We start from the raw sequence: 22,435 nt of genomic DNA, 5'->3' as shown, positions 1-22,435 counted from the left end.
TAATGTCTATACCCCATTCTGCTCATTCACATTCGTCACTCCAAGTTGACCATTCAAAATGTGTCATTCGGTTAAAAAGGAGGAATTAACTCCCAATCGAAGGTCCCTTGTTTAATGTTAAAATAAATAATGTTATTCTGATCTGTTCATAAAATGGACAACTTCACGGAATATACATAAGAACAAAAAAACCCACAACAAAGATGTTCCGATACCGTATTTACGAAGTATAATATCAATCATTGAAAAAACAAAGAAATGAAAAAAAAGTTTTAGGACCACCATAAGACCAATCGTTCCTACTAAAAAGTAATTGGGAATTATCAATAATAATAAACACTCAATCGCCTTTTTCATTCGACTTAATTTCAAACCGAAAAATATGATGAAGTCTGACAATATAAATAAAATAAACATCATGTATGCAAAATCGACAGATGGTGTAATAAATGGAAGATGGCTTAATATCGTTAGAATCATATCAGGTTCTGTTCGTAGCTCATAGAGAAAGCCAATGCTGAATGTGATTTGAAAAATGTGGTCAGGGATCCAACGAACAAGATAAGTACGAACATCTACATTTCTTGTAAAAGCAGAGAGTACAGGCGAAATGTCGGTTCTCGTTTTCAATTTCTCGACACGTTCCGACATACGTGCAACCCTGAACATAATACCATACAGTTGTAACATGCTCATTACCGTCAACGATATAGTTAGTACTCCTTTCACAATTTGATTAGTAAGGTCCAGACTGTTTATGATTACAAGGGCCAATAAAAATATACTCAGAAGGACAAAATTTGTATTCATTTCTTTGGATTCCGTTTTCAAGCCCCATCATCCTCTTTCCTTGATAGTTTCATTTCATTCCACGAATGGCCAGAATCAACTGTATTGTTAGATCTGTTTCTAACCCAAATTGTTGCATTGAGTTGTTTCATTATAACCTAATCAGTCTCTATTCGAGAAAGAGCCATAATTCAGTTATTCTTCTATATGTTGCACTCATACCAGATGGGCGTGGATAATCTGCACATATTTTATTTGAACATTGATATAAAGAAAAAGATAAGGAAATGCCCAATATTAAAATGTATTTTGCATTTCTAGTCGAATTAGATACTGATAAAGTGCACCGTACACTTTTTGCAAAGAAGGGTAGCCATGATCACAGGAAAAGATAAACGAAGCCTGCAGGTGTTAGAAGACTTACAAGACGGATTGTCTGTAACCGCCGCTGCCGCTAAACATGCACTCTCATTAGATCAGACAAAACGCTTATCAAGGTATCGCTCGATTTTACACGCAGCTGAAAAGCAATTGAGTCGGTTCGCGCTCGATGCCGTGAAGAGCCAAGGGCTCAGGGTGCTATATATTGCCGATCTTTTTAAAACGGGTGACTGGGTGGGGCTTGAAGAAGTACTGGCTGCGTGCGACGAAAACACCACACGGGATAACTTAAAGCGATTGGTGCAGGCGTTGGTGGAAAAACGAGAGCGAGTTCAAGCTTTTCAGGAAGAGGCAGAGCGAAGTATTATGTGTCTGGAAGAGCAAACTCAGCAGCTAGCGGCTAAAGAGGACGAGTACCAACGTCTCAAATCAAAAATAGAAGCGAGCCTTTCCGAATTTGATCGGTACGATCCCGATATAAAGGCGTTTATCATTGAGCATGTAGGGATTGTAGGGGGACCAGTATTGTCTCAAAAAGCGTGTAGATAGCTTGTGGTTCCAGGATCTAAAGAAAAAAGAAGTGATTATATTCGATGATTCCCAGTATCTTTATGTGATCCCAGACTTAGATCAAGTTATTGAGGCTTACCGACTTCGGCAGAAGCATCGCGGCCATGTATTGTGGGATGAAGACAAAGAATTTGAGCGATGGAAAAAGAAAATGGATTCAGGCTTTGCTTCCTATTACGAATTTCCGAACAGTCCCTACTATAAGAATGGGAAAGCACTTATCGCGGAAAGTTTGACGAGTCAGCTCAAGAAGATGGAACACCAGATCCAAGAGATCCGCAAAGAACAAGATAAAATCAAACGGATGATTAAGAAGAAACAGAAGACTTCAGTGATGTCATTCATGGAAGCTGTTGAGGCTCGCAATTCGCTATCCGCTGCTGATCTTCGAACACACAGCGAGCTGCAGCAAAAAGCGATGCGATGGTTATTTAACCAAGGATATGTTGTGGTATCGGAATTGGTAATAGATAATGGCCGGCGTGTGGATGTAATAGGCTTTAATAAGGAAAAGCGTATCGTCATTATTGAGGTGAAAGCATCCCGGAGTGACCTGCTCGGTGATGAAAAATGGACAAGCTATCTAGACACATGTGATGCGTTTTATTTTTGTACGCCTCCATATGTAGTGAATTGGAACCATGAGAAGCAGTTGCTTAAAGATAAGGCAAAAGCAGGCTTACTTCTTCCGGTTAAGCGCGGTGCAACACTTGAGGTTGCTGTATCTTCATCCTTAAGTCCTTCAGCAAAAAATAGACAAGAACTCATCTTTCAGATCTCGCGCATGCTTTCTAAGAAGTTTATATTCGGTTTTTAGGTACCTGGAGCACCTATGAACGATCTGCAGATTTGCTGGCACAGTTGTCCGCTGTAGTTGGAGCATCGATCACACAGAGATTAGTTTGCCAGCAGCATCAGATTCCAGAGTAATTGAAGAAACTGTTCGACTATGTTTACTTCAGACAGTCTAAACCTTTATTACAAGCACCATTAATAATTTCAAATTAAAACAGTCTTCCAGGTACATAAATGGCTTGCCTTCACATCGATAAGAGAAGATCAAACGGCTAATACCGATTGATATCATGACATTTCCCTTTAATTGGTTCTAATATGTATAACGCTTATGTTTTATAATGAATGTTATCTCCTATATAAAATCAAAACCGCCTCTTTTAAGTAAGAGGCGGTTAGTCTGTAACTATTTAAAATAGACATAACTGTCCATTTTTGAAGATCGGATATATGCGTTCCTCTACAATTGAATTAGAGGCAATCAATGGACCTAACTTAAATGATTGTTCTTTAGTTGATTCATCTACAGGTTCACAACTCGCAAACAAATCATCAAAATATGTCTGTATTACCTCCAAGTAGGTAGCATCACTTGGATAGATCGGGGAGTCATAGTTCTCCTTGAGGAACGATGATTCGATCTTCTTACACTTAGTAAGGTACAACTCAAATGAACGTGCAAATACCTCTGTTGGCTGAAAATAGTAATCCCTATTAAATTTGGTCTTTCCAAACCAAGTTATTACAAAAGGATCATTGGATGGAAGTCTCGATACGTTTTCATTGGCTATTTCCTCATACAATTGAATGATCCGCAGAAATGACATCATCTCACTCAGCATATTGTTATCATTCATTGTATAATCCAATTGATGGCCAAGCTCGTGCATATAAGAGCTTGGATGCTCGATATCTATAATAGTAGCCCGATAAAAAGCATAATGTAGACCAGCTGCTCGATGTTTACCAAGCTTCCGTATACGAAAACTGTAATCTCTTGCAAGAGGGATATGGACTGATTTCTTCAATACCTCAAACTCTTTCTCCAAAGATCTAAAACGATCGAGATCAACGTCCGTATCTAATTCCACTTTTCCATATCTCGTTAGAAATTCATTCTTTTGCATCACCGATTTTACTTTCAAAGTGACATTTTTTTTGTCTTGAAATGCCTTAGCGTATGTCGAGTGTTCTTCTAACATACGTTCTGTCTTATCCCTCACATAGCACATTGTGCGTATAAATCGCGGAATCACAATACCTTTACCATGTTTGGAATTAAGGATGACAGGGATGTCATCCTCTTTTTGAAGCGAAAATTCCTCAAAAGAATACTGATTAACTTTTAAAATTACTCCTCTTTCCACAAAAGGTAGTTTATACTTATTTATTTCCTGTATAACCATCGCCGCAAAGGCTTCATCCTCTGGAAGAACCGGCTTATTCCATTTTACAGATTCCTGAGAATAGTAATCTGTAATCTTATAACGAATATAGTCAGACTGTTTCTCAGTAAATTGGCTTAACGTATTAAAACTAATGTTCATCGTGAGTAATCGGAGGCAATCCACAAACATAAAGCTGCCTATCTTTTTCATATTTTGTCTCCAACCATACTTTGCAAAGTGGTACTTCTCCGGGAGTTCTTTGTTAAGTAACGAATATGCGGTAGATACGATTCCACCGCGGGTTATTGTCATCTTTGCAGGCAGATATTGCTCATAAATTTCTGGTTTATTCACGATTTTTCCTGCAGAACAAAGAATATTCAAGATCGTTTTGTCTTCTTCTGTTTCAAATGCCTTCATTAATTGAACTTCGATTTTGTAGGGTCCGAATGAGATGTCTTGGATAAACTGTATCTTCTCTTCGAAGCATAGCCCAAAAAAAGTGGATTTAACCTTCCTCTTGATTGCCGATTCGAATTTTTTCATTTGTTCGTAATAAGAGTCTCCAGGAGAAACTGAAAATTTCACCTCAGCAACCAGTTCGGATATACCATATTGTAAGAATTGTTGTTTAAATACCTCGTCTTTTTTTAATGTGTGAATGCGTACATTCATAAGTGAATCCCTCCCGATCAGTTCTATTAGTCAAAAATAGAAAAGGACTAAACAAACGACCAATGAGCTCGTAACAAATAAGATTCCACAACAAAAAGAACACACTACATACGTGAACAACCCTTTTGGGTAATGTCTGATCTAGGATCAGAATGTTCACTTGATTAGTGTGTTCTTAAAATGAAATCTCCGTTGCCGCTTGGCTCAGAGTAGAATGTTAGTCCAATTATGCATTCATCATATCATTTATCACCTAAAATGTGAATGCACTATCATTATCCATTTAGTCTGACTCGTTCTGCAAAGGTCGAGAACTCTCGCCATTTTTCCTCCAGATACTCCAATCTCTGGCTTTTTATCTGCATGCCCTCAATCGTTTCCTTCAGGTTATTGATCTCTCTGTCTTTTTCCTCCAGAGATCCTCTCATCCGTTGGAATAGTGAGATGTTCGCGCTTAAAGCCTGCATGTATTCTGCAAGTTCTTTCACACGATCGGGCGCTAATAGCTGCTCCATAATATCTAAGTTCGTCACCTTATCAGCACGTTTTTCTGTTTTATTTACTGATTTGGTATCTGTATCACCAGAGGTTGATAAACCGTTTAATGTTACTGGTTTGTCGTTAACATTAGCTTTGTTCAGTTTCCTTGCATTTTCAATCTGATCCTTTATCTTTTTTCGAATAGTCGAGTTCCAACGAAACCCACACGCTGCCACCGATCGGGTAATTAGTCTCTGGGAAGCCTCTTCAAATGCCTTAAGCTGCGTAGAACCTATTCTTAAATGGTTGAGTACGATCTCTGCTAAAGTTGTGTCCTCTTGCTCACTCCAATCATTCCTCTGCTTACCGGAAACACTACTCACAATAACCTATCTCCCTCCTGAGTCCTTTGTAAATCATATGTTCTTTACCATGATGCTATGTCAATTCATTCTACTTTCCATTCTAACCAACACCATTTTCTTGTATACCTTGCAGATTAGTTGTCACGAATTAATTATGTCCGTAATGTCAGTATGGTTTATGATTTGAATCGGGTATATTCTCAAGTTAAATATATTCGTATTTAGATACACAAAAAACTAGGAGCGGACATCTCTCATAGAAATTAGCTCCTAGTTTTTATTAATATTTTATAACAACTTACTAAAGAAGTAGCTCCCCTTTGTCTCTAACAGTGTTAAAATTGTTGTCTGTGGGAAACAAAGAAGTCACTTAATCAGATACTTCAATAGCGTAAGATTAGAAATATCTTGGATGTATTTTCTTGAATTTCACAAAATAACTTTACCAGTCTAAGCTTGAGGTCCTCTGATTCTTTGGTCAATCATGTGTTGCCTTACCATTATTTATTAGCTTAAGCGGGACCTTGTTCTTTTAGAAAATTCTTCATTTCTAACTACTTTATAAAGAACCTAACCAGATAACCCTCCAATTTCTTTCATTTGGGTTATTTACATGAAGTGATTCTTTACGTATGAATCTTCATACTTCTACCCTCTTAGATAATTATTGGATGTTATACCAGTTGAAAAAATGTTCTTTTAAATAATAAAGTGGTCTAAAGAGAATCTCCCTCCAAGCTGCTATTGGCCCCCTCGGAACACGATCTTTATTAAATTTGAGTCTAAGTTTCCACTGACGGATATACGGAAAAAGGGCTGGCAGCCAAAAAATCGTGACTACAATTAAGAAATAGACAAGTCCGCTCGCGGAGTTTAGTACTAGACTCCAGTATTCACTATCTTTATCAAGTTCTAAAATTTTCCCAATTGAGAACCAGGTTATCCCTAGTATCAAGCCAATTAAAGAATATAAAATAATAAGCGCAACCAGAGCATCAAGAATTATCATAATTGGAATACCGCCGATGTTAATTATTGTTTTGTCGTCTTAACCTTATCAAAGCATCTTCTTCTATTATGATACGATCACCACAAAGCTCTTCCCAACCTACAGCATATCCTTCTTCACAGACGCTGCAATAAAAGGAAAATATCAAATCTTCGGGATCAACATCATCACGAATAACTTCAAGATTCATAATCTTTGAACAACATATTCTTTTTTGCATATATATCAGCCCTCAATATCATGATATGAACTTCAACTTTCGAATCCATTCTCTTGCTTATCTCTACTCAAATTTTTTTCTGTTCATTCTTTTGTGATTCAACCTATTCACTCCTTAATTTCGCGAATTTTTGGATCACAACAAGGGGCATTTCAGACATAATATTTTCGGAACCAAACGGAATCCATTTGTTCACCCCAGAGAAATGATTTTTCTTTTTTAATCAATAGGTATGTTCCCTTTTACAATTGATACAAAGACCTTGGACCTTAAAGTCAATATCTGAACCTGTTCAAGTGTTTATTAAAAATCATCTGTCCTCCAAATAGGATTCATCGCTTACTACTTATTGTATCAAAAAAATCTTTTTTCGAGAAAAGGCTCATATGATAAACTAACTATTTCATTCACCAGCCGTTGTTTCATCTTTCAGATATATATTTGATAGTTCATTATAAGTGAGAAATTTACTAAAGATAAATATTATATAAGACAATCACGACACCGAGACATATACTAAGACTTAAGTAAATGATGTAAATTACACATTATTCTAATTTACTGAATGATAACCGTTATGTCAGAAGCAGAGGCGTGTGGGACATGGAAAATCGACAGGTCAACTCTAAGACAGCGGATCGATGATTCTTCAATGTGGTCATTAAAAAAATGGTAAACAGCGGGTAGTTACTGAAGAAGGCATGGAAAAAGTGTTGAGAGAAAATAAAGTACTAGACTATGAAAATAAAGTTGTAGACCGATGCTTCGGCCACGATGGCAAGCCGCACACTTTATTTTCTTTGAACAATTATCAGAGTTCTTTACTTTGCTTCCAAAGAGCAACAAGTGAATCGATTTGTTTTTGAAGTTTTTCAACCACAACCGGTGTTATGCCGTCTTCACCATAGATTAATTCATGTTTAGGATTATCAGACTCCACGAAAAAACGATAGTCAATATTCCTTTCTAAACTTCGGGAATACCTGATAGGCTCATTTAATAACTGAACTACTATATCGAAACCAACATATAGGCCTCCAGAACCCATCTTGTCGATTATGAAAGCATCTGATATAGACACAATTTTTTCAAGATCAATATGCGTTCCCATGAATGTTTTAACGATCATATTCTCTCCCCTGTTCCTGTTTCTCTCTAGACGAGGTTGCCGCAAACGGCAGCCGGCCACGACGGTCAACTGCTGTATGAGGCTTCACAGTCTAATACTTTATTTCCTGATTTGATACCTTTCGAAGATACAATTGATGTATGAGTCTAAAACTTATTTCTTAAACCCTGACGATTGATCGGCCAAAATTGGAATGCCAAGAGTGTTTTTAAGGATATTATATAGGGAGGAAACTCTAAGATAAGATGAGCAGAGTTCAATTAAAATGACTTAAATATAAAAAATAACGGACAAATTATAGACCGTTATTTTGATATTTAAGTCATTTTTTTTCAAGAAGAATAGGTTGCATTGGTTTTTGTTTTTATGCAAACCTGGTTAGTTTTGAAAGAGCAATATAACAAATTCGCGAATAGTGACCACACCTAAAGCCAGTAAAACTAAACATAAAGCAACAATTGCTCTCGTATACCACATAATGTGTTTCTTTATAATCCGAACATCTTTTTCTTGGTCTACTGTTTCCTTTTGTCCGGATACTATTAAAGCTAGAGTTGCATTCTTAATTCCTCGCAAGTTAAATAAGTAGACAAAGACAATAAATAGAATTAGAAGGATCATTAATTTATCAAACATGGTGACCTCAAACCATTACAAGAAGATTAGATTCACGGTTACGCTGAGGAAATTCACGATCTATTCCATATATATAGATGATTTGATTGAGTGAAAATTTAGTTAATTGGATTCCTTTTTTATTTAATCGAGTAAGAATCACATTTCGGTCAACATTGCTACGGTATTGCAAACTAACATATTCGACGATTTCAACAGGGATATCTAAAACACTACTTGAATCTTTAGTTAACCCATTTTTTTTCTTGCGTCGATATGCAATAACTTCCTCATCGCTCGCAGTTATAAAATCTCCTTCAGTTGGAGAATACTTTCCGTTTCCTTTTCGGTGAGCTATTTCATACATTACCATACGGTTAATAATGGAGTGCACTGCTGAATACGTTAATTTTAGGTGATCTGCAACTTCTAAGGTATTTACGACTCCATTTCGTAAGAGAGTAAGTATATCCATTTCTATTTGTCTTATCTTAACTTGCTCGTTCATAAGATAATCAAACCTCGTTTCCTTTTTTTATTTGAGTTTTCTTTATCACCAATTCATTAGCACTTACACGAGTTCTGACCCTAATCTTACGTCGGTTAGGACTCATAACAGTTAATACAATTGTTACAAAGTTACTTCGCTTTGGCACCTTTACAACAATTGCCACATGCTGGTGTTGTGTTATAACCCTGTCTCCTACACGCATTAAAGTCTCCTTTTTCTATTACCAGACATAATCGGGAAAAAAAGCAAAAAGCACCCCTTATGCAAGTTTTTCTCTTGCGTAAGAGGTGCTTCCTCAAAAAAAACATATTTGATTATAGATTCACCGGATAAGGACTGGTTTTTGTATATTTATAAATTAACGTATGACCCCGATAATGTCAACTATTTTTTTATATGTCTCTCGTTATGTATTATCAAACAAGTTTTTATTTGGTACAATATAATAAGAAATTAATACTTTATTCGATGGAAGCACCACGAATTTGTCCTTTATGGGACTAATTTGTGGTGCTATTTCTTTTGTGGAGGTGGTTTATTCTTGCTCAGTCGGACACTTATAGGGTATAACCTGAGCCTTTTTTTTCTATTTTTGATAGGAATGCTCATAGGTACAAAACTACATACACCTGCTATGTTTTTCAGTTTAGTTGCTGGTTTTATCCTAACTTCAAGTTCGTTGACATTATTATTTTTGAAAATGTATCCCGAAAAGAATAGTTGGAATTGTGGAAATACATTAGATTTAGAAAGCTTGGAACTATTAACCGAAAATACGCTAAACACACTTGTAACCATGGTTGAGATACGTGACAGTTATACTGTTAAGCACTCTTCGAATGTGGCTTTGTATGCCTACAATGTAGCAAAGAAAATGGAATTGACTGATGTTGACTGTGCAAATATCTATATGGGTTGTAAATTGCATGATCTAGGAAAAATTTATATTTCTGACGAGATTCTTACAAAACCTTCGCGATTGACGGAGGAAGAGTTCAACATTGTTAAAGATCATCCAATTCGAGGACATCAGATCGTTTCTAAAATTAAGGTATTCCAAAACACATGCATTCCTGATATCGTTCTTTATCACCACGAGAGAGTCGATGGAAGTGGCTATCCTAGTGGGTTAGCACAAGATGATATTCCAATTGCAGCTCGTATCGTTGCCATTTGTGACGCCTACGATGCTATGACAACCACAAGATCGTACCGCAAAGCAATGGAACCAGAGATGGCTCTTGAAACGATCATGAATCAAAGTGGTAAGCAATTTGATCCAATCATTACTCAGGTTTTCATTGAATGTATTCGCAATAATCATATGGCGCCTGTCAGGCCACCTATTTTTGGAACAAGCGATAAGGGGTCGTTGAATAAAACATGATATGAGTCACTTCAATACCATAAGAATTGTAGGAAAAATTAACCTCGCAGTTGGAAAAACAACGAACGTTTAATAGATCGGTACATGGTTTAGCTTAATTCAGCCCTCCTCTTGTTCACAAGGTTTGGGCTATTTGAGGTTTACCGGATAATCCCAGAACGCAGCTCCTGTCACTCCTTTCACTCCGAAACGCAATTTTTGAACCTTTTAACCAATGCGTCGTCTATAAGATTTGTCAAACAATAACGGTAGTAATAGTTCGTAAGGAGCGGAACGAATACGAAAATATTTTAAAAATAACAAGACCAAAATGGAACTATTGGGTGCTCACAGATCTAAGTTAATTCGAATACATTTTTGGAGTGAAGGCTGGTTCGATAAGGAATTCGGAGATATGTTATTGTCCCAACCCATCGATAAATAAAAAAACGAAGTGGTATCATGTATTATTGGTAATGACATAAAATTGTTTTTTCAATAATTTTTGACTTCAAATGTGATAATTATGGATTTTTAAAGTCTCGGATGTGTTACTATGAGTATTTACTGTCACGCCCTTTAAGGAACATCACGATACATAATGTAAAAAGGGGTGCCCCTAGTCACTGTTTACCTTTGGGCCCCCATTGATCTTAAGATTAGAAGTCATGAATTCTGGTATCTTTGTTTATGAACTTCGTATGTGTATGGAACCATCAACTAGTTCGGTATCATAATTGAATGAATATTCAATAGTAATCGCTCCATTATGCTGGATCTCACGCTTCGAGAGTTTATTGCAAATTAGTTCTACTAGCAATTGTCTAGTTTTTTCATTTAATAAATACCCACTTGAACGTAACTGGTTTGACTCACTCAGCTTCCCATCCTTAATGATAAAACGTCTTGCTTCATTGGAATATAAAGAGGACTGAGAGAGCAATTCGTTAAGATCTACAATTACTTGCTGAATGATGGCGATGCCCTCCTTCTCTTAAATGATTTTTCAATAACACTACACCTTTAGGCCATTTTTTCAAAATCCTACCTATCAATTTGGACCTCCTTCCTCTGATATCATCAGTTTAGTCTCTAGAAGCATGCCCTGCAATTTTCGACAGGATTTTTTATATAAAAAAACTACCCCACTACTCTGGAATAGTTGCTTTTTTAGACTGCTTAATATTTTCGAATCAACCTCTTACTAGAGCTTGCCTTCAAACTCTAAATCCATCCAGAATCATGGTAGAAAACACATACCCTATTGAAAATAATAGTAAATGTAATGCTGCGATTTGGGATGATGAATGGCGTGGAATTGAATTACTGGATAAGTCCGATGTTGAATTGAAGGGGTATTAAACTCAAGTGATTTATGATTACAATGAAGGGTATATTTGAAAAATGTTTTTCTTAATAGAGTAGATGTAAATTCGATTTCATTTGAGGAGGATGAAAATAATGAAAATCAACAAGAAGTATAAGTATTACCTGGCTTTTTTATTTTGACAAATCAAATGTTCCACCAGATTTTCCATATAGCCTATATCATTTTACTAGAAGTATATTCAAACCATTCCTTGATGCTATTGAGCACCATTCAGGACGCTTTGAAATCAAAATATTATAGTGCAAATTACTATTTTGATCTTTCAGATATGCACCTATGACTCTATCTTCTATTTTATCAGGAGAAAACTCCCCTTTTCTTAAATAAAAACCGTCAAAATGACAAATCTTCTTTTCTGCACGTGTCATTAAGACACTTAATATTTGTTTCACTTTAAATCCGTATTTTGCTGTTTTCGAGTATCCTTCTAATGTGTCTATGATATCCTTAGCGATAGAAACTTTTACATTTTCACTCAATTGAGATAACAGATCCGGATTTTCAAGAAGCACCTCATCATCAAAACAAATGCAGTAACCTTGTGCCGAGAGACTATGAATTTTTGCAAGTAAAGTATCTTTATCTGAATCTATCACTTCTAGACCTACATGATTTCTTCGAGTTGCCTCTTGGGAACGAGTTCTGGCAACTGGAATATTATTTTGTAAAGTACTTTGTGAACCACATAAAAGTCCAATGATGAACAACGATACAATTATGATCACTACAATTAATATCACCATTGAATTATGACCTCATATCTCTTAGTTATTTTAATCAGTTTTCGAGATAATTGTGTTGAACCGGTTATTTGACCAATTAATTAGATTTAATCTTTAGGATATAAAATTAGGGTATACGGATTTCTTGGTGAATATGACGATTTATTTTCCAGTTGAAACAAGACAATATTTATTATGAGCTGTTCTGAAATACTCTCTGTAGCGGCTGCTTCTCACCTACAGGAGTTCTCCTCCCAAGGATTATCCCTATACATCGACGATCTAGTTCCAGCAATTAGTTCTTCCCGGATAGCATTTAATTCGTCAAGTGAAGTTCCATCCCAATCCAACCAAGTCGCAGACAAATCCTCAGAGTGTTCACTCCAGATATCCATCACCTGACAAAGTGAAAGGCTAATTCCTCTATCTTCAAACATCTCTCTTAACAAGTCACATAACGGAAGATCATCTGAAGTGACATAAAAGCTATACTGTGAACTCTCTTTATCGTCCAAAAAGTTCTTGGGAACTAATTCGCCTGAATTAATGCGATCCAAAACTTCTCGGGGAGTTACTACATTAAGACACCAATCCCCAAATGGATCTGTTTTTCCAGAAGCAGTGTAGTTTGTTCCATACACATTCAAAAATAGGCCTTTCATTTCTATCTCTTCCTCTCAAATTGATAAGACTATTGTCCCGCGAATTTGTAAAAATAATATTCCATTTTCTTGTTAGAATGGATTTCACACTTTTGTCATTCCACCATAAAATCCAAATAGCCTAAAATTATAAAACATTACAAAATTGAATAGGTGGGTTCAATTAATTTCATCCAGTTGCGTTTTATTGGTATATATGAATGTTTTATTATCCATTTTAAGAATAATATCTTCTAGATATAATACCTCGTTAATATGTTTCTTAGTAAAAAATGCCGGGCTCTTCTTAGACATTATGGCGATGGTATGAGAACCATTATTCCTTGCTCGTTGTAGAGCCGGTACAAAGTCTGCATCTGATGAAAACAAGATAATGTAGTCGTATTTATACATTGAATATTGCAGAATATCAAGTGCTATAAGTAAATCAACTTGTTTCTGTGTAATACTTCCATCAGGCAATCTATGACACTCTCCAAGTGAAACACGTATGCCATCATATCCAAGTTTGGAAAAAAAACGGTGACGCATACTATACATTTTTTCCATATCTTTCGGTGGTAGCGCTCCATAAAAATTAAATTCTGTTTTCATGGAACTTCCAAAATTCTCTTTGAGAATATTTTCTACCATTTTATAGAAAGCAAGCCATGAAAGAAAACCCTCTATTCCTAGATGTTGCAAATGTCTTTTTGCGTTATCTTCATCAATAAATATAGAGCTTTTCAGTAACCTTCTAGCAAGTCGCATCCCGCACTCCTATCTGCCTTCTTGTCCCACTACGAATTTGACATCTTTAAGATCTTTTTGTGAAAGTTTTTTATACGGTCGTGCATCAATTCTGAAGTTCAAAAGTATAGATTCATCCACTAGGTATCGTTCAAACCTATATACCAATACTCGATCGTCTTTAATGAAAATTTCAACTAATGTATTCTTGAGCGGAGTTGCCCAAAGTAGATATAAATATCCAAATGATAAATATATTGTTGTAAGTAAGAAAGCAAAACTCAATAAAAAATATGTCTTTGCAGAGAGTTCTGGTTTGCTTACAGTTAATAGGTTAACCAATTGAGTAGCCGTTATCACCAGTAATAGACATCCAAGTGGAATCAAGACCCACATCCAGTATTTGGATGGTTTTCTAAAATGATTCCCTTCAAAATCCATTCAGTAATTTCACTTCCTCTGCCTGCCAATCAAGGCTGCTAATAGCATATCGGAAAGCATTCCTATTTACATGCATTGCAATCAATGGTTCTAGTTCAACCAGCTTTTTTTTGGCTCTTTGTTTTTCTTCTGGTGTACCATAATTAATCATGGCTAAAATACATATGTATGTTTGGACTAAAACACCCGATTCGAGTTGATTTATCCCATTCAGATCAGGTTCATTCATACTAAGCACCTCTGTTCATTTATTACAAGATTAAGTTAAGTTAACTATAAATCTCATTCACAATTATTTCAACTTAGAAAACAAAAATAACCGGCAGCTAATAATCCCCCGGCTATTATCCTTTCTGAACTTTCGTCGATTACGAGCATTTTCGTTTTATCAATATCGATACTCCAATTCAATGGCCACGCTCTTGGAAAACATCAGGAATCATCCTTATACGGCTAGTCGTAATTAGAAAAGATTACAAAAGCAAGTTACAGATTTTATAGCCGAAACCCATCAATCGATTCTTGGAATAAGAATCGTCTGGGATCCAATAATATCATCAAAATGAATACCAGCTGTTTGTTCCCCTTTACCCCACATCTCAAATAGAAATGGGTCAATGCCAGGTTTAATATCTTCACTGTTCAGGTCAAAATCTGTCACTTCGGAAGAATTGAAGATAATCTTATGCCTGATTTCTTTCTCCGGCGCCGGATACATCATATCTGAAGAGATTAAAAGCGCTACTGTTGTTTCATAAGCAAGATAACGAAGGATATCAAACGAAAACGAAACGACTTCTGCAATATCTTTTTCTAATTTGAAATCCAATATTTCAGGAGGGACATCTATTGTTAAGAGTATCTTCTTCTCATCATCTAACATGCCGATTATTGACCAAAAACTCCACACTGCCCTCAAGAATGACAGTGCCTTGTTTACCACTTTAGAACTCTGATCGAGTTGAAATACGGCTCCATTCTCTTTGGATTTATACCATGGAACTATGGAAATCTTCTCAAGTTCATGCATCAAATCGAGTTTATAAGGATGATCATCATCCAAATTCTCGATTATTCTTTGATACCCATTTAGTGGTCCCTCCATATGCCATCGGTAGGAAGTGTTGGGCAATAGTTCCGACCGCTTAATCCCTTTAGACATCGCGAACAAATTGAAATATGAAGTTGAGAAAGTTCTTCGATTTTCAATGAAAATATCTCTATCCTCAAATTCTTCTGAGGGATCAGGTATTTTTTCTGTCCAAAGGATTGCATCACTGTCTACACTAACTCCTGACACTTTATTCGAATTTGAAATCCGAAAAACAATATTTGTGTTTTGACTTTGTATTTCATTAATTATACGATCGACCAACTTCAGTCGTGGGCTATTGTTCAGAGACCCGATGATTGTCATCGTCGAGTGTTGTTCCTCAAACCAAGGCCAGGTAATATATTCCCCTGTTGCTCCATCTTCACCTAATATGATTGGTTTATATACAATTTCTTCATTCACGTTTTTTCCTCCCAAATGAATATGAATGCACAACGATTAATTTATTAAAACTCTACCATCACATCATATGTACTATTATGTGAATCTTCGATCTCAGGGCTTTTGATGCATATAGTTACCCATTTAGTGCTCTTCGTTCAATCGATCTAGTATACCCTGTGGGCTCCCCATGAATTGTTAATCCATAGAATCGTTAAAAGCAGAAACAGAATTCTTACCATTAGTTTTAGAATAATACATCGCCTTGTCAGCCATATGAATTAACTGATCGCAGGTCAGAGAAGAATCACTCTTTGCATACCCAATGCTTAATGTTACGATCGTCTCAGATTGTACCCGTTCACGAATTCGTTCTGTAATAAAGTCGATGTCAACTTTATGCGACTCCAAGTTAACAAAAGCTACAATCTCTTCACCACCATACCTCGCTGCAATACCGTAGGAACTGACCTCTTCTTGAGTAATATGGGCAACTTTTATTAGCATTTCATCTCCTTTCTTGTGTCCTTGAGTATCGTTTAACTTTTTAAAGTTATCAATATCACAGAATATTGCATATAAATCTTTACTAAGTAAATTCATTTCTGTTTGCAATTGTCTTTGATATTGCCTTTTATTATAAAGGCCAGTTAAAGGGTCTGTTACCGATGCAATATAAGAATTCATTAACATTTTCATTAACCGCTCTTGAAGGGTGATAAAAATCGCAATTATAAGAATGGGATGTATTAAATTTGATATTGTCCAAAATATGGGTGAGTTTATTGATAAGGCAATAATAGCGCTTAGGGCATATATGGTTAGGATCAATAACAATGCCATACTTTTACTTGCAGATTTTACATTATTCTTGATCTGATTCATGAGAAATCCAGTTAAAAGAATAACAATAACATTTGATGTTATTTGCAAGTTTAATACAATTGTTGTCCCATGAAGAATAGATAGGACAAATGATATTATCTTCTCATAAATATTTTGTTTCCATTGAACTTGTGTTAATAGAATGATAAATACTAAGGTACAAGAAAATGCTAGACTTTGAAACAAGCCACCCACTGGTGTTGCACCAACCGTGAAAGCAACGTAAGATATTACTTGCAAAATCGTTAAAACAATAGATGTTATTGTCAGTGGTAAGTATCTCTTTCGTCTTGCTGAAAAGAGTTGATAAGCCAAATATAGTAAGATAAGCCCAAGAGGTATACTAATTAACACATTTGTTGGAGCCAAACTATCTCCAAAAAGGTTTATAAGCAAGTTTATCATCCTTCTCCGTCAAATGAATCGTAATATTTAACACTTGATTATATTTCGCTTTATGCTATTTACCTATTGAGTAGTTAATAATTAAACCACTCACCTATATTTTATAAGAATACCTCTGTTAATAATGTGTATTACATTAGTTTTGTTTTAAAAAGTAAAATTACAAATCTCTTGATTCTGCCTCATAATACCCTTAAATGACGATCATCCACTTTAAACCGGGAATTCCAACTGGTTTGATCGCTACTTTTCCAATAAACTTTTAACCACATCTACACCCAGAGATTCTGAATAATAAGTAAACCAACTAAAATAAATGAAAGTAACAACAAACTTATTACAAGAAATTTAATATTCTTGTTTTTAATTGGTTTCATAGTTGGAATTGAAGTCCTACTAATTATATTTTCAAATACTTTCTCAGCCTCTTCATTTCTTCTGAATGGGTCCGGATGATAGGGGAGCGAGAAAATTCTATCCATCTCCAAATCTCTCTCAATGTCTGTTATAGTTTGGTTGTCAGCAAGAGGAAGGATTATGTTCCATTTAGACTGTTGTTCATACTCACTTGTCTTTGAAAGAAAATCAAAGATATGCCGCTGTTTCCATTCAATACCACTTGCTACAACAATCTGTATGTTTGAACGAAGAAATTCAGTAAAATAAGTTGTCTGACCATAGGACCCTAAGTCCATCACTATGAATGTATATTCAGACGAAAGTAGTGATATCAAATCCAAATTTGAGTTATCCGATTTAAAGTAATTTACACCATCTATTTTGAAGGATTTTGTTCCTAAATTACTCCATTCATCTCTAACCCCTTTATATAACAGTTCAATGTAGTTGAAGTCACTCGATTCATTGCATTCAACTAATGCTACCTTGTTCCCCTTTCGCGCTAAATAGTTAGCAATAGAAACTGAACAATGCGTTGCTCCAGTGCCTGATTTAATACCGATGACAGCAACTACTACCGAGCCGTAAAATCTGTCTCTAACAACGATTTTTTCGACTATGTTTGGGAATGGGATCTCATAATCTTCTATGTTATCATCAATATGGAATTCTCTTGAAGGCTGCTTTGGTTTTTCAGTAGTTAGTGTAGATTGTTTTTCCGTACTTATTTTACCCTCATGCGATTCTGATCCAGCAGAATGATCTTCGGTATTCTGTTCTAATTTTTTTTCTTGTTTAGTTTTTTCTGTCTTTAAAGTAAACTCAACTGCTCCCCTATTCATTTTTCTCCATAAGATATCCGAACTGTATTCCCTGTATTTTGAGACCTCTGCAAATTCTTTAGGTGTATCAAAGCAGTTTAAGATTTCACGCACATTTATCGAATCATTCGATGAAGATTTTAAGAAAATGTTATAAATGCCTACACTTACGAGTTCTGCAAGAAATGGGTGCCCTTCCCTTTCATTAGATAGAACAACCATTTTGATTTGGCTATGACGCGTACGTATTGTTACTAAGCAGTCAGAAAGAAATTCTAATCTTTCGTCGTTCAGTTTATGTGCCAAGTCCGTTGTAATAATTAGAGCGTGTATCGGCTCATCATTGTTGTAACTTTCTTCAATCGTCTCAATTAAATATTCTGCTAATACAACGATTTCTGAGACTTTGTATCCACTTTGTTCAACAAACGTTTTGAGTTTTCCAGCAAAATTTGTGTTTTGAGATGCGATAATTACTCTTCGCAGGTCACTATTATCAGCCATATCTCGTACCTCCCTAGTCCCATATCTTTTCCCCAATGGCATTATGGATCGCCTGTTTAATTTCTGGTGTTGGTTGTTCTTTGTTTGTTTCATATCGGGAAATCATAACTTGATACAACCTTACAGTTCTATTCACAGATTTAACTTGGTCTATCAGATCATCTTGGGTCCACCCTTTTCTTAACCTTAACAGTTTTAGTTTTTCTGCAGGATTATCCACAATCATTTTAAACACTCCCTTTTTGATTAATTAATAAAAAAACGCTAACCAACCCTAAAAGGGTTTAGTCAGCGTGCTTCGCTTTTGATTAGATATATTGTTTTATTTATACAGTACGTTATGATCTTATCCTAAAACATTCTAAATCAACTGTCAATCAAGCGAACTAGTGTTAATATCTAGTGCCAGTTTAAGTCTATCATCCAGATGTTCTTCTACATAGTTTTTAACGAATTCCATCTTTTTGCCTATATCTTCTTTCTTTATTATAAATCCTGTTTTTATGGGATTTTCATGCCACTTACCTTCTGCCTCAATAGTAAGTTCTTTTCTAATTTTCCTTTCAGTATCCCAAATGTTTAATTGAAAGGTTCTCATGGCTATCCTATCCTCAGCAGCTTTTTTAACTGGATCTGGTAATAATAATTTCGCGTTCATTTCCTTTTCCTCATACTCCTGGCGAATCTCTTCACGTATTAAATCCATCCGATCAGCAATATCTGAATTAATTCTCTCTAGAATTTGTTCCATACTTACTAGTTCCGTGCTCTCAGGTACGGGTACAACAGGCTCATAATAATTTGTTTCGAAGTTGCTCTTGACTGCTTCTGCAATTATTTCAATAGAAATTTTTCTACCGTACTGTTGTCTAAACTCTTGAATATATATTGCTATGTCGAGTTCTAATTGTGATAAAACTCTTTCTCTTTTATTTTCAGTACGAGGCAGCGTATGTACTTTAAGACGTTCTAACTCATCGAACCATTTTCGTAGAGTTACAATTGGGATTGTGATTCCCTTCTCGCGCTCAAGATGTTCTGCTGCTTTTCCAAGAGTGTATAGATTACGTTCTAGTACCACATCATCATCTCCCAACTACACATAATTTCCCTTGTTCAATTATAAGCTTTATCATTAATATAGTCTATACAATAGATACTTTTAAGAATATTCAGGCTTTGCTGTTTGTATTATCAAATTCACATTCCCCTATTTCATAATACTCACCTATAAAGCAATTGATTTACAACACATAATAACCAAGATCGTAAATACTATCAATCATATATATCCTATCAACTTACATCGAAGTTCTTCATATAGAATATACTAGAATTATATATTTTCCGTCTGTATATTACATATAGAATATATGTTAAAATATATTTAAATGTATTATATATATTGATTGCATATAGAATATACTAAATTTATGGATATTCTCAAAAAACATCATAGTATAGACTATATTTTTTATGTAAAATATATTAAAACGCTTTTTTATAGACTACATAATTCGTATAGAATATACGCTGTTAGTTTTCCCTCTTTTGGTATAGATTATATTTAAGTTATAGGATATATAAAATGACTACAATTCCTTAGTGTATAGGATTTATTTAGCATATAGAACACAAAATTTTTGATCACAACATGAATTTAACATTATGTATAGGATATACAAAGTTACCATTATGATTATGTATAGATTATATTTTTTGTATAGAATATATAAGACGTCCAATATATATATATCTATAGAATATATTTTTCGTATAGGGTATATAAATTATCTTCAAAACTCCTTGCTTCTTACCTCTTGTTGGTATATACTAGTAACAGCTTAAGTTAACTTAACTTAAATCACCTTAACTTAAATTAACACAATTAACTTAAGTTAAGTTAAGTTAATTGACATTTATCCATTAAAAATAGGAGGTTTTTTCATTTGAAAAGCTCACTTTTCCATTTATTAGCAGGTTCTGATGCAGGTAACACACGAGTTAAGGTTTCATATCTTGATCATTCCGGAAATATTCAGAGTTTTTCAATTCCTACAGTTGTAGCACCAGCTAATGCAGTAGGAGACCCGTTAAAAAAAGAATCCAAAGAAATCTCTAATACTGATCGACTTCATGTATACATACAATCTAAGGCTTTGAGCGGAACATACTATTATGTAGGTGACTTCGCACGTGATAAAAAAGACATGGAACAACCTAGTGGTCAAAGAAAGTCATCTAGCGAACTTCATTTTGTTGCTCAACTAACCGCTTTAGCAGTTGCAGCTGCAAACTTAGGAGAATTTTCGATTACCCATGATTATGCTGGTGGATTGCCAATAGAAGAATATAAGGAAGTTGGAGATGAAGCATTCCTTGCTAGAATTAGGGGAGAGCATGTAATCGAATTTTTAGACGGTGTCCATAATGAAAAAAAGGTAACTATTGATATAATTGGAGGACTTGTTAATATTGAAGGTGCAACAACAGCACTCGCATTAACAAATAACCTTAAAGACAATAAATTGATAGAGCTTCCGATGTCTAATAAATTTGATGAAGAGGATCACTGCATTGCTGACCTTGGCGCTGGAACAACAGATATTGCCTTGTTCGAATCTGACGGGCTAAATGGTGTGAGCAGTACCAACATTGAATTAGGAACCAATTCATACATTGATGCAATGATTGAGGAGATTTCTAACATAGAGGAATTTAAAAAGTTGCGCCAATTCTTACTGGATAATTCTCTTGAAGTGGTTTCACCGTACTCAAACCGGGAACAATTTTTAAATCAGGTAATAATTCCTGAAGTGGATAAAATGCTCAAAGATAAAAAGTATTCTCCGAAATTCACGGTATCCTGGGCGAGGGTTCGTAATGTTGATGTAACAAATACTGTTCTTAAGCATATGGAAAGCTATTTTAAGGAAGTCGAGAAACAATTAAATGTATTTGCGCTGACTAAAGCACCTAATGTTAGCAATTTCTTTTTAGTAGGCGGCGGAATCCTTTTTGCTTATTACTTCTTCAAAGATATTGAATTTTTTCTATTACCGGATGCTGAAGTTATCTCTGAAGCCCAATTCTTCACTAGCCGCGCATATCTAATCGCTTCTTATCTTGAAAAATTAACATTGACAGTAAATTAGTTTACTTTTTTTCAGGGAATGGAAGGGAGGGTGTCGCCCTTAGGCGAATGAGACTATGAGCGAGAAAAAAAAGTTTAAGAGAGGAGTGGGATTTACTTTCACTCCCTCACGTGTTCCGGACGATGAAGAAGTGGACTATATCGATGAAATTAACCGATTGCTCTCAGAAAGCCTATTAAGTCAAAATAAATTTATAGAAAAAATGTTAAAAGACGCAATCAAGTACAATAAATTAAAAGCACTTAATCGTATAAACACTGATATTCAACAGAATCAAACTGACATCACAGAAACAACAAATGAAGCACTGAATAAATCTACTCCTGATGATTCTAGTTCTAAATCGGAGAGATTAATACCAGAAGGTACCCCAGTTGGTATTGTTAACAAAATACAAATCACTTCACCTTCTAACGAAATTCCGATTGCAAATTTAACAATTGCCTCATCGGAAAGTATAGTTAACGATCCAATAACGCAACGTGCCTTGGAACGGGCAAATAGAACAAGATTGAAACCTCAATGACAAATCGC

At 35.3% G+C, this 22,435-nt stretch carries 22 protein-coding genes; 5 read left to right on the top strand and 17 right to left on the bottom strand.

Annotated elements, in window-relative coordinates; all coding sequences use genetic code 11:
* Positions 1-132: 132 nt before the first annotated feature.
* Positions 133-696, bottom strand: coding sequence for a hypothetical protein (locus LRL21_RS15400; RefSeq protein ID WP_240416683.1), 564 nt, complete (start codon positions 694-696; stop codon positions 133-135).
* A 468-nt stretch (positions 697-1,164) separates the two neighbouring features.
* Here LRL21_RS15400 and LRL21_RS15395 point away from each other — a divergent pair, with 468 nt between their 5' ends.
* Complete coding sequence (locus tag LRL21_RS15395) at positions 1,165-1,719, top strand: hypothetical protein (RefSeq protein WP_240416682.1); 555 nt, start codon at positions 1,165-1,167, stop codon at positions 1,717-1,719.
* A gap of 64 nt (positions 1,720-1,783) precedes the next feature.
* Positions 1,784-2,557, top strand: a complete 774-nt coding sequence (locus LRL21_RS46265; protein ID WP_240416681.1) for an MmcB family DNA repair protein — start codon at positions 1,784-1,786, stop codon at positions 2,555-2,557.
* A gap of 388 nt (positions 2,558-2,945) precedes the next feature.
* Here the strand turns inward: LRL21_RS46265 and LRL21_RS15385 are convergent, their stop codons facing one another.
* The 6 genes from LRL21_RS15385 to LRL21_RS15360 form a co-directional block, all read right to left on the bottom strand.
* Complete coding sequence (locus LRL21_RS15385) at positions 2,946-4,598, bottom strand: LPD1 domain-containing protein (RefSeq protein WP_240416680.1); 1,653 nt, start codon at positions 4,596-4,598, stop codon at positions 2,946-2,948.
* 275 nt (positions 4,599-4,873) lie between these two features.
* Positions 4,874-5,461 carry a hypothetical protein gene (locus tag LRL21_RS15380; RefSeq protein ID WP_240416679.1) on the bottom strand — a complete coding sequence of 196 codons (588 nt, stop codon included), beginning with the start codon at positions 5,459-5,461 and terminating at the stop codon, positions 4,874-4,876.
* 1,010 nt (positions 5,462-6,471) lie between these two features.
* Entirely contained in the window at positions 6,472-6,672 is a 201-nt protein-coding gene (locus tag LRL21_RS15375) for a hypothetical protein (protein WP_240416678.1), read from the bottom strand.
* Positions 6,673-7,483: 811 nt separating this feature from the next.
* A complete protein-coding gene (locus LRL21_RS15370) occupies positions 7,484-7,801 on the bottom strand; it encodes a hypothetical protein (RefSeq protein WP_240416677.1) in 318 nt (105 codons plus the stop codon).
* Positions 7,802-8,179: 378 nt separating this feature from the next.
* Complete coding sequence (locus LRL21_RS15365; RefSeq protein ID WP_240416676.1) at positions 8,180-8,437, bottom strand: hypothetical protein; 258 nt, start codon at positions 8,435-8,437, stop codon at positions 8,180-8,182.
* A gap of 7 nt (positions 8,438-8,444) precedes the next feature.
* The gene (locus LRL21_RS15360) at positions 8,445-8,924 is read right to left on the bottom strand and encodes a hypothetical protein (protein ID WP_240416675.1); all 480 of its coding nucleotides are present in this window, start codon (positions 8,922-8,924) and stop codon (positions 8,445-8,447) included.
* Positions 8,925-9,561: 637 nt separating this feature from the next.
* Between LRL21_RS15360 and LRL21_RS15355 the strand changes: the two genes are divergently transcribed.
* Positions 9,562-10,314 carry an HD-GYP domain-containing protein gene (locus LRL21_RS15355; protein ID WP_240416674.1) on the top strand — a complete coding sequence of 251 codons (753 nt, stop codon included), beginning with the start codon at positions 9,562-9,564 and terminating at the stop codon, positions 10,312-10,314.
* 1,527 nt (positions 10,315-11,841) lie between these two features.
* Here the strand turns inward: LRL21_RS15355 and LRL21_RS15350 are convergent.
* The 10 genes from LRL21_RS15350 to LRL21_RS15305 all read right to left on the bottom strand — a co-directional run bounded on the left by LRL21_RS15350 (position 11,842) and on the right by LRL21_RS15305 (position 19,827).
* Positions 11,842-12,426: a hypothetical protein gene (locus LRL21_RS15350; RefSeq protein ID WP_240416673.1), complete on the bottom strand. Its 585-nt coding sequence runs from the start codon at positions 12,424-12,426 to the stop codon at positions 11,842-11,844.
* 212 nt (positions 12,427-12,638) lie between these two features.
* Complete coding sequence (locus LRL21_RS15345) at positions 12,639-13,067, bottom strand: hypothetical protein (RefSeq protein ID WP_240416672.1); 429 nt, start codon at positions 13,065-13,067, stop codon at positions 12,639-12,641.
* A 159-nt stretch (positions 13,068-13,226) separates the two neighbouring features.
* Positions 13,227-13,817 (bottom strand): NYN domain-containing protein, encoded by a 591-nt coding sequence (locus LRL21_RS15340; RefSeq protein ID WP_240416671.1) that lies wholly within the window; start codon positions 13,815-13,817, stop codon positions 13,227-13,229.
* A gap of 9 nt (positions 13,818-13,826) precedes the next feature.
* Positions 13,827-14,237: a hypothetical protein gene (locus LRL21_RS15335; RefSeq protein WP_240416670.1), complete on the bottom strand. Its 411-nt coding sequence runs from the start codon at positions 14,235-14,237 to the stop codon at positions 13,827-13,829.
* Entirely contained in the window at positions 14,227-14,466 is a 240-nt protein-coding gene (locus LRL21_RS15330; RefSeq protein ID WP_240416669.1) for a hypothetical protein, read from the bottom strand. Before LRL21_RS15330 ends, LRL21_RS15335 begins: the two co-directional genes overlap by 11 nt.
* A gap of 282 nt (positions 14,467-14,748) precedes the next feature.
* Entirely contained in the window at positions 14,749-15,753 is a 1,005-nt protein-coding gene (locus tag LRL21_RS15325; protein WP_240416668.1) for a hypothetical protein, read from the bottom strand.
* A gap of 177 nt (positions 15,754-15,930) precedes the next feature.
* Positions 15,931-17,013 carry a GGDEF domain-containing protein gene (locus LRL21_RS15320; protein ID WP_240416667.1) on the bottom strand — a complete coding sequence of 361 codons (1,083 nt, stop codon included), beginning with the start codon at positions 17,011-17,013 and terminating at the stop codon, positions 15,931-15,933.
* A gap of 281 nt (positions 17,014-17,294) precedes the next feature.
* Positions 17,295-18,746 carry a hypothetical protein gene (locus LRL21_RS15315; RefSeq protein ID WP_240416666.1) on the bottom strand — a complete coding sequence of 484 codons (1,452 nt, stop codon included), beginning with the start codon at positions 18,744-18,746 and terminating at the stop codon, positions 17,295-17,297.
* Positions 18,747-18,759: 13 nt separating this feature from the next.
* Positions 18,760-18,972 carry a helix-turn-helix domain-containing protein gene (locus LRL21_RS15310; RefSeq protein WP_240416665.1) on the bottom strand — a complete coding sequence of 71 codons (213 nt, stop codon included), beginning with the start codon at positions 18,970-18,972 and terminating at the stop codon, positions 18,760-18,762.
* 147 nt (positions 18,973-19,119) lie between these two features.
* Complete coding sequence (locus LRL21_RS15305) at positions 19,120-19,827, bottom strand: translation initiation factor IF-2 (protein WP_240416664.1); 708 nt, start codon at positions 19,825-19,827, stop codon at positions 19,120-19,122.
* A gap of 868 nt (positions 19,828-20,695) precedes the next feature.
* Between LRL21_RS15305 and LRL21_RS15300 the strand changes: the two genes are divergently transcribed.
* Together LRL21_RS15300 and LRL21_RS15295 are read left to right on the top strand one after the other, a co-directional pair.
* A complete protein-coding gene (locus LRL21_RS15300) occupies positions 20,696-21,901 on the top strand; it encodes a ParM/StbA family protein (RefSeq protein WP_240416663.1) in 1,206 nt (401 codons plus the stop codon).
* A gap of 55 nt (positions 21,902-21,956) precedes the next feature.
* Positions 21,957-22,427: a hypothetical protein gene (locus LRL21_RS15295; protein WP_240416662.1), complete on the top strand. Its 471-nt coding sequence runs from the start codon at positions 21,957-21,959 to the stop codon at positions 22,425-22,427.
* Positions 22,428-22,435 lie beyond the last annotated feature (8 nt).

Origin of the sequence: Paenibacillus periandrae (assembly GCF_022458865.1) — a bacterium.
Lineage (GTDB): Bacteria > Bacillota > Bacilli > Paenibacillales > NBRC-103111 > Paenibacillus_S > Paenibacillus_S periandrae.
Note: the sequence above shows the minus strand (reverse complement) of the source record. Positions and strands in the feature narration are given on the sequence as shown.

What these genes read in the sequence shown, in the direction of transcription:
- LRL21_RS15400 (WP_240416683.1), bottom strand. Translation starts at nt 696, where the DNA reads ATGAGCATGTTACAACTGTATGGTATTATGTTCAGGGTTGCACGTATG.
- LRL21_RS15395 (WP_240416682.1), top strand. Translation starts at nt 1,165, where the DNA reads ATGATCACAGGAAAAGATAAACGAAGCCTGCAGGTGTTAGAAGACTTA.
- LRL21_RS15385 (WP_240416680.1), bottom strand. Translation starts at nt 4,598, where the DNA reads ATGAATGTACGCATTCACACATTAAAAAAAGACGAGGTATTTAAACAA.
- LRL21_RS15375 (WP_240416678.1), bottom strand. Translation starts at nt 6,672, where the DNA reads ATGCAAAAAAGAATATGTTGTTCAAAGATTATGAATCTTGAAGTTATT.
- LRL21_RS15370 (WP_240416677.1), bottom strand. Translation starts at nt 7,801, where the DNA reads ATGATCGTTAAAACATTCATGGGAACGCATATTGATCTTGAAAAAATT.
- LRL21_RS15365 (WP_240416676.1), bottom strand. Translation starts at nt 8,437, where the DNA reads ATGTTTGATAAATTAATGATCCTTCTAATTCTATTTATTGTCTTTGTC.
- LRL21_RS15360 (WP_240416675.1), bottom strand. Translation starts at nt 8,924, where the DNA reads ATGAACGAGCAAGTTAAGATAAGACAAATAGAAATGGATATACTTACT.
- LRL21_RS15355 (WP_240416674.1), top strand. Translation starts at nt 9,562, where the DNA reads ATGTTTTTCAGTTTAGTTGCTGGTTTTATCCTAACTTCAAGTTCGTTG.
- LRL21_RS15350 (WP_240416673.1), bottom strand. Translation starts at nt 12,426, where the DNA reads ATGGTGATATTAATTGTAGTGATCATAATTGTATCGTTGTTCATCATT.
- LRL21_RS15345 (WP_240416672.1), bottom strand. Translation starts at nt 13,067, where the DNA reads ATGAAAGGCCTATTTTTGAATGTGTATGGAACAAACTACACTGCTTCT.
- LRL21_RS15340 (WP_240416671.1), bottom strand. Translation starts at nt 13,817, where the DNA reads ATGCGACTTGCTAGAAGGTTACTGAAAAGCTCTATATTTATTGATGAA.
- LRL21_RS15335 (WP_240416670.1), bottom strand. Translation starts at nt 14,237, where the DNA reads ATGGATTTTGAAGGGAATCATTTTAGAAAACCATCCAAATACTGGATG.
- LRL21_RS15330 (WP_240416669.1), bottom strand. Translation starts at nt 14,466, where the DNA reads ATGAATGAACCTGATCTGAATGGGATAAATCAACTCGAATCGGGTGTT.
- LRL21_RS15315 (WP_240416666.1), bottom strand. Translation starts at nt 18,746, where the DNA reads ATGGCTGATAATAGTGACCTGCGAAGAGTAATTATCGCATCTCAAAAC.
- LRL21_RS15310 (WP_240416665.1), bottom strand. Translation starts at nt 18,972, where the DNA reads ATGATTGTGGATAATCCTGCAGAAAAACTAAAACTGTTAAGGTTAAGA.
- LRL21_RS15295 (WP_240416662.1), top strand. Translation starts at nt 21,957, where the DNA reads ATGAGCGAGAAAAAAAAGTTTAAGAGAGGAGTGGGATTTACTTTCACT.